The sequence below is a fragment of the Caulobacter sp. genome (assembly GCF_049283275.1).
In the GTDB taxonomy this organism is placed as follows: Bacteria; Pseudomonadota; Alphaproteobacteria; order Caulobacterales; family Caulobacteraceae; genus Caulobacter.
Genome location: NZ_JBAPVS010000119.1, coordinates 1 through 9702 on the forward strand (window position 1 = coordinate 1; position 9702 = coordinate 9702).

Here is a 9702-nt window from a genome sequence, read left to right on the forward strand (position 1 = left end):
GGGAGGGACTAGAAAGCGCGGACCTAGTCCTCCTCCAGCGACACCGGGATCGTCAGCCCGCGTTTGACCACCCCCAGCGCCACGTTCGTCGTGAACTTGCGCACGTTGGGGTTCTCGATGGCCAGCCGCGCCATCAAGGCGTCGTAGGTTTCAGTGTCGGGCGCGGTGACCACCAGGATGAAGTCGGCCTCGCCGGTCACGTAGAAGGCCTGCTGCACGTACTCCTGGCCCGCCAGCCAGGTGCGCAGATGGCTCAGCAGCTCGGGCCGGTCGCGCTCGACCTCCAGCGACACGATGAAGAAGGTCGGTCGTCCCACCTTGCGCGGTTCGAGGATGGCGGTCTGACGAACGATGACCCCCGCCTCCTTCAGCTTGCGCAGGCGGCGCTGCACGGCCGAGGGCGACAGGGCCACCCGCTGGGCCAGGTCTTCGGACGTGCGGCCCGCGTCCTCCTGGACCAGGTTCAGCAGCTGGCGATCGAAGCGGTCGAGTTTCATGGCCCGCAGGCTACGCGAAAACCAGCCGCGGGAACGCCGAATTTCCGCGTTCTGCCGGCCGTCTTCGCCGCCAAACGACGCGCCAGCGCGGCTACACGTCACGGCGTCGTTTCACGCCTTGAAGAGGTCGCCGCCTTGCTCGATCACCTGGAAATCCGCACCCGCCGCCTGGACGACTGCGTGGCCTTCTATCGTCAGGTCCTGGAGCCCACCGGCTATCGCCTGGTCGTGGACGGTCCCAAGAAGGGCTTCGGCTCGAACGGCGGCCGTCTCGACTTCTGGATCGCCGAGGGCGAGCCGTCGCTCGACGTGCACTACGCCTTCCTCGCCGCCGACCGCGCCGCCGTCGATCGCGCCTATGGCCGGTCCGGCCAGCACGGCGGCGTGCAGGAGCGCGCCCCGACCGTGCTGCCGCAGATCCATCCGCACTACTATGCCGGCTTCGCTCATGATCCTGACGGGCGGTTGATCGAGTTCGTCAGCCACGTTCCGGTCTAGCGGGCTAAATCGACCCTCGGATCCCGAGGCTCTCGCGCTCCGCGGACGCGCGTTTCTGAGACGATCGGCCAAATCCCCGAGGGCGGCGAGCCGCCTGGTCGGTGAAGCGATGCCGTAATCCTGACCACTGCGCTGCACAAAAAAGATGGCGGGCGCCATCCAAAGGGGCGCCTTGAGGCTTCCGGAGGCTCGTTACGATCCCGTGACGGTCGCGGCGCTTGCAGAAATTTCAGGTCTGGCGAACTGTTCCAATCGCGGCCGTTGCCGTGAGTTGCGTCTGTATTCGTGTCAATCAACAAGAACACGCTTAACGGGAAACGCCTAAGAGGAGAAAAACAATCGCGCTTATATAGCGTATGAGGGGGTAATATGAATAATCGCTCGCGGAACATCCTGTTTGCAGGAGTTTCCACCGTCAGCATCGCTTTTGCGTTTGGCTCCAATGCTTACGCCGTCGGGGCGCCTGAGCCTTCGCCTGACGTGCCCGAACTCGAAGCCGTCATCGTCACCGGCACGCGCACCACCGGCATGAAAGCCGTCGACAGCCCCGCGCCGATCACCGTGCTGGGCAGCGACGTTCTCAAGAAGACCGGCCAGCCGGACATGATCCAGGCCCTGGCCCAGAACGTCCCGTCCTTCAACGCCCAGGCCTTCGGCGGCGACACCGCCGCCCTGACCCTGTCGGCCAAGCTGCGCGGCATCAGCCCCAACCACACCCTGGTCCTGCTGAACGGCAAGCGCCGTCACGGCACCGCCAACCTGGCCGTTCTGGGCGGGGCCTATCAAGGCGGCGCGGCCGCCGACCTGAACTTCATCCCGCTGGCCTCGGTCGACCACATCGAAGTGCTGCTGGAAGGCGCGGCCGCTCAGTACGGCACCGACGCCATCGCCGGCGTCATCAATATCATTCAGAAGAAGGCCACCTCGGGCGGCGAGGTGATCATCAACGGCGGCGGCTATATCGACGGCGGCGGCACGACCGGTGACCTGGCCATCAATATCGGCATGGCGCCGACCGAGAACTCGTATCTGAACCTGACCGGCGAGACCAAGTACCACGACTACAGCTTCCGCGGTGAGTACGACCCGCGGGTGGTGGACACGCCCTACAACACCGGCCTCACTAACAGCCCGGCCAAGAGCTATCCGCAGGTCAAAAACGCGAAGAACTGGCCGTACGTGAACCGCATCGCCGGCGACGCCCAGTACCGCCAGACGGTGCTGGCCTACAACGGCGGCGTCGAGCTCACGCCCGACATCGAGGTCTACAGCTTCGGTACGATCGCCCACAAGTGGAGCGCCGCGCACGAGAACTATCGCCTGCCCAACGTCGTGAAGGGCAAGATGGCGACCGACATCCCGTACCCGCTGGGCTTCGACCCCAAGGAATCGATCAAGGAAACCGACTACGCCGTCACCGGCGGCATCAGCGGCGTGACCAACGCCTGGAACTGGGATCTGAGCTCGACCTACGGAAAGGACGACGACGAGGTCAGCGTCCTGGACACCGCCAACGCGTCGCTCTACGCCGACACCTCCACGACGACGGCCAAGGGCTATTCGCCCACCGACATCCTCGCCGGCGGCTTCATCAACACCCAGTGGAGCAACACCCTCGACGTCAGCCGTGAGTTCGACATCGGCCAGGCTGGTCCGATGACCTTCGCGGCGGGCGCCGAGTACCGCAAGGAAACCTACGAGATTTCGGCGGGCGAGGTGGCCACCTACTACGGCGGCGGTTCACAGTCGTACTTCGGCTTCGCCCCGGTCAACGCCGGCAAGCACAAGCGCAACAACAAGGCCGTCTACGCCAACGTCGCCTTGAACCCGATCGAACCGCTGAAGCTGGACGCCGCGGTGCGCTATGAGGACTTCAGCGACTTCGGCGACACCACCGTCGCCAAGCTGACCGGTCGTTACGACTTCTCGCCGGCGATCGCCGTTCGCGGCACGGTCAGCAGCGGCTTCCGCGCCCCGACCCTGGCGGAGTCGTACTATTCGGGCATCAACGTCTCGCCCAGCTCGATCAGCGGCCAACTGCCGCCGAACTCGCCGGGCGCGAGCCTGCTCGGCATCAACGGCCTCAAGCCCGAGAAGTCGGAGAACATCAGCGTCGGCTTCGTCACCCACCTGGCGCCCAAGCTGACGATGACGCTGGACGCCTACCAGATCACCATCAAGAACCGCATCGTCAGCTCGGGCACGCTGTACGGCGAGAACGTGGTGACGGTCGCCGGCACGAAGGTGACCAACGGCATCGTCTCGCCGGCGGTCATCGCGGCTCTGGCGGCGAACGGCGTCAATGTGGATCCCTCGATCCGCAGCAACTCGACCTACAGCGTCGGCGCCAACATGTTCGTCAACGGCCTGGACACCCGCACCAAGGGCGTCGATTTCGTCGGAACCTACTACAGCGATTTCGGCGACTGGGGCCGGGTCGATTGGTCGCTGAGCGCCAGCTACAACAAGACCGAGGTGACCAAGATCGCGGCCAACCCGTCGGGCCTGGATCCGACGCTGACCCTGTTCGACGCCATCGCGATCGCCAACCTGGAAGACACCTCGCCCAAGTACAAGATCATCGCGGGCGGGTATTGGTCCTTCGGCGACTTCTCGCTGAACCTGAAGGAAACCCTCTACGGCAAGTCCTCTGGCCTGAGCACCGACAGCGGTTCGTCGGCGCTGATGAAGACCACCGTCAAGACGGCGCTGATCACCGACATCGACGTCAGCTATCAGGTCCTGGACAGCGTCAAGCTGAGCATCGGCGCCAACAACGTGTTCAACTACTACCCGAACCGGATCAACGGCCTGCTGCGCGAGCACTATCTGAAGAACAACAGCAACGGCTTCGTCACCCAGTTCCCGTCGTTCTCGCCCTTCGGCATCAACGGCGGCTACTACTACGGCAAGGTCACCTATACCTTCTGATCGTCGTTTTCCGCATGAACCAAGGAAAAGCCGGGCCGCGCGCCCGGCTTTTCTGCGCTTTCGTCAACGCTTTCCGGCCGATCGTTTTTCCGTCGGTGGAAACGCGTTTTTCGCCGTGAAATTTCACGTCGCCCGCTCTCCGCACAAGCGCCGCCATGGGCGCCTAAGGGGGCGGCGCCGACGAACTTTCTGACGCCCCGGACAGGTTTTCACGCGATCATTCAAGGGGCGCGGCCTGACATGGCGGAGGCGGGCGCCTGGTTCTCAGGCGCCTTTCGCGACAAAAAAAATCGGGGACAGTATGGGTGATCAATCGGCGGCGGCTCCGGTCGATGGTGTTGGTGGCGTGCTGACGCGGCGGCGGTTCTTCGAGGGCCTGGCGGCTTTCGGCGGGGTGTCCCTGGCCATGGCCGGAATGGACGCCCTGGGCTTCGGTTTCGCCTCGGCCCAGGCCGCGCCGCCCAAGCTGGAAGGCGACGCCAAGGGGACCAAGATCGTGGTGCTGGGCGCGGGCCTGGCCGGCATGACCGCCGCCTATGAGCTGACCAAGGCCGGCTACCAGGTGCAGATCATCGAGGCCCGGTCCTTCGCCGGCGGCCGCTGCCAGACGGCGCGCAAGGGCTTCCAGCACACCGACCTGATCGGCAACAGCCAGACCTGCGAGTTCGACGAGGGCCTCTACATCAACCACGGCCCGTGGCGGATCCCGTATCATCACCGCTCGACCCTGCACTACACCAAGCTGTTCGGGGTGCAGCTGGAGAGCTTCGTCAACGACAACGACGCGGCCTATGTCTATTTCGAGAAGGGCTCCGGCCCGCTGGCCGGCAAGCCGATCCGCAAGGGGCAGATCGCCGCCGACGCGCGCGGCTACGCCGCCGAGATGATCGCCAAGGCCGCCTCCAAGGGCCAGCTGGACGCGCCCATGACCCAGGAGGACCGCGACCTGTTCGTGGCCTACATGATCAATGAGGGGCGTCTGTCTCCCACGGATCTGGCCTATACCGGCACGGAAGGCCGCGGCTTCGACATCCATCCCGGCGCCGGCGTGAACCCGGGCCCGGGCAAGCCCTCGACGCCCTACAGCCTGTCGGACGTGCTGCACTCCAAGGCCTGGCGCGTGCTCAGTTCGGTGTCCGGCTACGAGCAGCAGCGCACCATGCTGCAGCCGGTGGGCGGCATGGACCAGATCGCCAAGGGCTTCGAAAAGCACGTCGGCGCGATGATCCGCTACTCGTGCGTGGTCGAGAAGATCAAGCAGGGCCCCAAGGGCGTGACCGTCACCTACATCGACAAGGCCGGCAAGCAGGACACCGTCACCGCCGACTACTGCGTCTGCACCATCCCGCTCAGCGTGCTCAAGAACGTCGACGCCGACTTCTCCAAGCCGTTCAAGGCCGCGATGTCGGGCGTGTCCTATACGCCGGTCAACAAGATCGGCCTGCAGATGAAGACCCGCTTCTGGGAAGAGAACCACCACATCTACGGCGGCCACATCTACAACGACATGCCGGGCATCGGCACGATCACCCTGCCGTCCACCGGTTGGCAGAGCCAGAAAGGCGTGCTTCTGGGCTACTACGCGTTCGGCGGCGAGGCGGCCAAGATCAGCGCCAAGCCGCCGGCCGAGCGCGCGGCCTTCGCCGTGGCGGCGGGGCAGAAGGTGTTCCCCGAATACGCCGAGAACTTCGAGAACGCCTTCTCGTTCAGCTGGCACCTGGCGCAGTTCAATCTGGGCGGCTGGGCCGAGTGGGGCGAGGAGGGGCGCAAGGCCGCCTATCCGGTGCTGTGCGAGCCCGACGGCCGCATCTACCTGGCCGGCGAGCACCTGACCTATCTGGGCGGCTGGCAAGCCGGGGCCATCGAGTCGGCCTGGCAGCAGATCGGCAAGCTGCACGCCCGGGTGATCAAGGCGTGAAGTCGCGCTATGCCTGTTTCGACGCGTTTCGGGGAGTTTCCATGAGTCGTTCGTTTGTCTTTCTTGGCGGTCTGTTCGCCGCCTCCGCGGTCTGCGCGACGGCCTTCGCCGCCACGCCGTCGGCGCTGTTCAACGACAATTGCTCGGCCTGCCACCAGACGACGGGGAAGGGGGTCAAGGGGGCCTTTCCGGCCCTGGCCGGCGACCCGTTCGTCCAGGGCGATCCCGGTCCGATGATGGCGACGGTGCTGGCGGGCCGCGCCGGCATGCCGTCGTTCAAGGACGACCTCAGCGACCTGGAGCTGGCCTCGGTGCTGACCTACGTCCGCACCTCGTGGGGCAACAAGGGCAAGCCGGTCAGCGCCTCCGACGTCGCCGCCGCCCGCGCCAAGCTCAAGACCGCCAAGAAGCCCGCCAGCCTGCAAGCCCACTAGTCCATCGGTTCGCCGCAACAAACCTCCAAGGAGACGACCATGAAGCGCCTGATCCTCACCGCCGCCGCCCTCGCCAGCACGCTGGCCCTTGGGGCGACCGCCGCCAACGCCCAGATCGTCCGGGGCGGCGCGCCGACCGCGGCGATCGCCAGCGTGGTGACCGTGCCGGCCGGCTACGACACCATCTATGTCAGCGGCATGACCCCGCCGATGCTCGACCCCAAGGGCGACCCGGCCCTGGCCGCCACCTTCGGCGACACCAAGACCCAGACGATGGGCGTGCTCAAGCGCGTCGAGGACGCGCTGAAGACGCAAGGCGCGACCATGGGCGACGTGGTCATGATGCGCGTCCTGCTGGTCGGCGACCCGGCCAAGGGCGGCAAGATGGACTTCATGGGCATGATGGAGGCCTACAAGACCTTCTTCGGCACCGCCGAACAGCCCAACAAGCCCTCGCGCATCACCAGCCAGATCACCTCGCTGGTGCAGGGCGGCATGCTGGTCGAGATCGAGGTCCAGGCGGCGCGTAAGCCGAAATAGGCGGGCGCGCCCCGCCGTTCCGCCCCCTATGGGGGCGGACAGTCCGCGAAGCGGTCAGGTGGGGGCAAGTGGTAGCCGCACTGCGGGTGAACACTTGCCCCCTCCGGGCCTTCGGCCCTCCTCCCCCAGAGGGGGAAGAGCGGCGACGTTTCGCCACGCGCGAAACTGCCCTCTGTTAATCCTCCCTAATCGACTGTTAACCATGGCGGGCGATGGTGCGAGTCACCGTCAGTTCCCGCGTGCGCGCGTCTTTACGTAGAGGCCATCCGATGAGCGGAGCCGAAGTTCTGGATGTCGGCCGCGACGCGATCTGGCTGACCCTGCAGCTCTCCGCGCCGATCCTGCTGGTCGGCCTGGTGGTCGGCGTGGCCATCGGCCTGTTCCAGGCCCTGACCCAGATCCAGGAAGCCACCCTGGTCTACGCGCCCAAGATCGTGGCCATCTTCGTGGCCCTGCTGCTGTTCCTGCCGCTGATGGGCGCGCTGATGTCCGGCTTCATGCGGCAGATCGCCGCCAAGATCGCCGGAATGTAGGGGCAGGGCTTGGACAGCTACGCCACCGTTTTGCAGGTCTATGCCGGCGGCCTGGTCTTCGCCCGGATCGGCGCGATGGTCATGCTGATGCCCGGCATCGGCGAGAGCGTCGTGCCGCCGCGCATCCGGCTGTCGTTCGCGGTGCTGATGGCCATGCTGCTGGCGCCGCTGGTCGCCAAGTCGATCGTCAACGTGCCCAGCAGCGTCGGCGCCGTGGGCGGGGCGGTGCTGCACGAGGTCCTGGTGGGGCTGATGATCGGCGCGGTGCTGAAGTTGTTCGTCAGCTCGCTGACCACGGCCGGCGAGATCATCTCGATCCAGACCACCCTGTCCTTCGCCCAGACCACCAATCCGGCCGGCGCGCCCGCCAGCACCTCGGTGGCGACCTTTCTGTCGATGCTGGGCCTGACCCTGATCATGGTCACCGACCTGCATCACCTGTTCATCGGGGCGATGGTCAAGTCCTACGACCTGTTCCCGTTCGACCGCCCCGTGCCGGTCGGCGACGCCGCGGCCCTGGCCGTGCGCACCGTGGCCGAGTCGTTCAAGCTGGGCCTGCAGCTGGCGGCGCCGGTCCTGGTGTTCTCGATCGTCTTCAACCTGGCCACCGGTCTGGTCGGCCGGGTGATGCCGTCGTTCCAGATCTTCTTCGTCACCTCGCCGCTCAGCGTCATCCTGGGCCTCTCCCTGCTGGGCCTCTCGCTCGGCGGCATCGCCATGGTGTGGACCGATCGCTATCGGGAACTCCTGGCCATGTTCAACTAGGGGGACGCCGTGGCCGACGATCAGGACGACGCTTCAAAGACAGAAGAGCCAACAGCCAAGAAGCTGTCGGACGCTCGCGCCAAGGGCGACGTCCCCAAATCCGCCGACATCTCGCAGCTGGCCTCGCTTTCGGGGGCGTTCGGCGTCGTGGTCATCGCCGGCGGCTGGTTGACCCGCGACATGGTCGCCGCCCTGACCCCGTTCCTCGCCCACGCAGGCACCATGGACGTGGAGGGCGGCATCCGGGCCATCGCCAAGACGGCGATCATGGCCGCCCTGCCGGCCCTGATCCTGGTGATGGTGGTTTCGGGCTTTCTGGGCGCGGCGGCCAATGTGGCCCAGACCGGCTTCATGCTGACGGCCGACAAGATCAAGCCCGACCTGCAGAAACTGAACCTGATCAAAGGCCTGGGCCGGATCTTCGGCATCGACGGCTTCGTGCAGTTCGCCAAGTCGGCCCTGAAGTTCCTGGTCACCGGCGTCATCGCCTGGTTCGTGGTCAAGCCGGACGCGGCCCAGATCGTCGGCCTGGTCGGCATGGACGTCGGGGCGATCGTCCCGCTGGCGATGAAGCTGTGCATCAAGCTGTTCTGGGCGGTGCTGATCTTCCTGACGGCCACCGCCGGCTTCGACTGGTTCTGGCAGCGCATCCGCTTCGCCAAGCGCATGCGGATGAGCGTTCAGGACGTCAAGGACGAGATGAAGCAGTCCGAAGGCGACCCGATGATCAAGGGCAAGCAGAAGCAGATGCGCATGCAGCGCGCGCGCCAGCGGATGATGGCGAACGTGCCCAAGGCGACCGTCGTCATCATGAACCCGACCCACTACGCCGTGGCGCTGAAGTACGAACAGGGCGAGACCGCCGCGCCGATCTGCGTGGCCAAGGGCGTCGACGAGCTGGCTCTGAAGATCCGCGCCGTGGCCGAGGAGGCCGGCGTCTACGTGCTGGAAGATCCGCCCCTGGCCCGCGCCCTCTACGCCGCCGTCGATGTCGACGAGCAGATCCCCGCCGACCACTTCGAGGCCGTGGCCAAGATCGTCGGCTTCGTGATGAGCAACAAGCAGGCCAAGTCGCGCAGCTGGGCGGACTGACCTTGACCCTTTCCATCCGGGACCCAGCGCGTGCCGGGATGATCAGGTCGCGAAGTCCATAATCCGGCCACGGAATCAGGAATCGATCACGGATCGCGATTCGTGGGCGGGTTAAGGTTATTCTATCCCGCGAATCAATGGGCTAGACGCCCAGCAAGGCTGAAGAAGGATTTCGGTCGACCATGACCGAGACGCCCATGAACGACTTTGGCGCAAGAGGCCCCGCCGGCGTTGCGAAGCGCCGCCCCGACCTCTTGATCTGGGGAGCCGCTGTGTTCCTCGTGCTGGCCGCTGTGTTCGCCGCCGCGCCCGCCCTGCGTGCCGGTCCCGCCACCCTGGCCGGCCTGCTGCTGCTGGGCGGCGTCGCCGGCGTGGCGATCCTGGGCCTGGTGGCCATCCGCGCCTCGACCGCGTTGGGCGATCCCGAGCCCGAAGGCGCCGAGGCCTTGGTCGAGGCCCTGTCCGAGCCCGCCGCCCTGACCGCCGCCGACGGC

Annotated in this window: 9 protein-coding genes and 1 pseudogene; 9 read left to right on the forward strand and 1 reads right to left on the reverse strand. The window is 66.1% G+C overall.

From position 1 onward, the window contains the following. Positions 1 to 23: 23 nt before the first annotated feature. On the reverse strand, positions 24 to 497 hold the full coding sequence (locus WAL33_RS05800; protein WP_422179383.1) for an Lrp/AsnC family transcriptional regulator: 474 nt from the start codon (positions 495 to 497) through the stop codon (positions 24 to 26). Positions 498 to 632: 135 nt separating this feature from the next. On the opposite strand from WAL33_RS05800, the gene WAL33_RS05805 reads away from it, so the two are divergent. The 9 genes and pseudogenes from WAL33_RS05805 to WAL33_RS05845 form a co-directional block, all read left to right on the forward strand. Then, complete coding sequence (locus tag WAL33_RS05805; protein WP_422179385.1) at positions 633 to 995, forward strand: VOC family protein; 363 nt, start codon at positions 633 to 635, stop codon at positions 993 to 995. A 480-nt stretch (positions 996 to 1475) separates the two neighbouring features. Beyond that, the gene (locus WAL33_RS05810; RefSeq protein WP_422179387.1) at positions 1476 to 3926 is read left to right on the forward strand and encodes a TonB-dependent receptor plug domain-containing protein; all 2451 of its coding nucleotides are present in this window, start codon (positions 1476 to 1478) and stop codon (positions 3924 to 3926) included. 301 nt (positions 3927 to 4227) lie between these two features. Beyond that, positions 4228 to 5844 carry an FAD-dependent oxidoreductase gene (locus tag WAL33_RS05815; RefSeq protein WP_422179389.1) on the forward strand — a complete coding sequence of 539 codons (1617 nt, stop codon included), beginning with the start codon at positions 4228 to 4230 and terminating at the stop codon, positions 5842 to 5844. 41 nt (positions 5845 to 5885) lie between these two features. Then, on the forward strand, positions 5886 to 6278 hold the full coding sequence (locus WAL33_RS05820; RefSeq protein ID WP_422179391.1) for a c-type cytochrome: 393 nt from the start codon (positions 5886 to 5888) through the stop codon (positions 6276 to 6278). A 39-nt stretch (positions 6279 to 6317) separates the two neighbouring features. Next, complete coding sequence (locus WAL33_RS05825; RefSeq protein ID WP_422179393.1) at positions 6318 to 6818, forward strand: RidA family protein; 501 nt, start codon at positions 6318 to 6320, stop codon at positions 6816 to 6818. 269 nt (positions 6819 to 7087) lie between these two features. Then, positions 7088 to 7351: a flagellar biosynthesis protein FliQ gene (gene fliQ, locus WAL33_RS05830; RefSeq protein WP_422179395.1), complete on the forward strand. Its 264-nt coding sequence runs from the start codon at positions 7088 to 7090 to the stop codon at positions 7349 to 7351. Positions 7352 to 7360: 9 nt separating this feature from the next. Continuing rightward, positions 7361 to 8116: a flagellar biosynthetic protein FliR gene (gene fliR, locus WAL33_RS05835; RefSeq protein ID WP_422179397.1), complete on the forward strand. Its 756-nt coding sequence runs from the start codon at positions 7361 to 7363 to the stop codon at positions 8114 to 8116. 9 nt (positions 8117 to 8125) lie between these two features. After that, positions 8126 to 9208 (forward strand): flagellar biosynthesis protein FlhB, encoded by a 1083-nt coding sequence (gene flhB, locus WAL33_RS05840; protein ID WP_422179399.1) that lies wholly within the window; start codon positions 8126 to 8128, stop codon positions 9206 to 9208. Between the two features lie 182 nt (positions 9209 to 9390). Beyond that, positions 9391 to 9702, forward strand: a pseudogene (locus WAL33_RS05845) (hybrid sensor histidine kinase/response regulator); the annotation flags it as partial.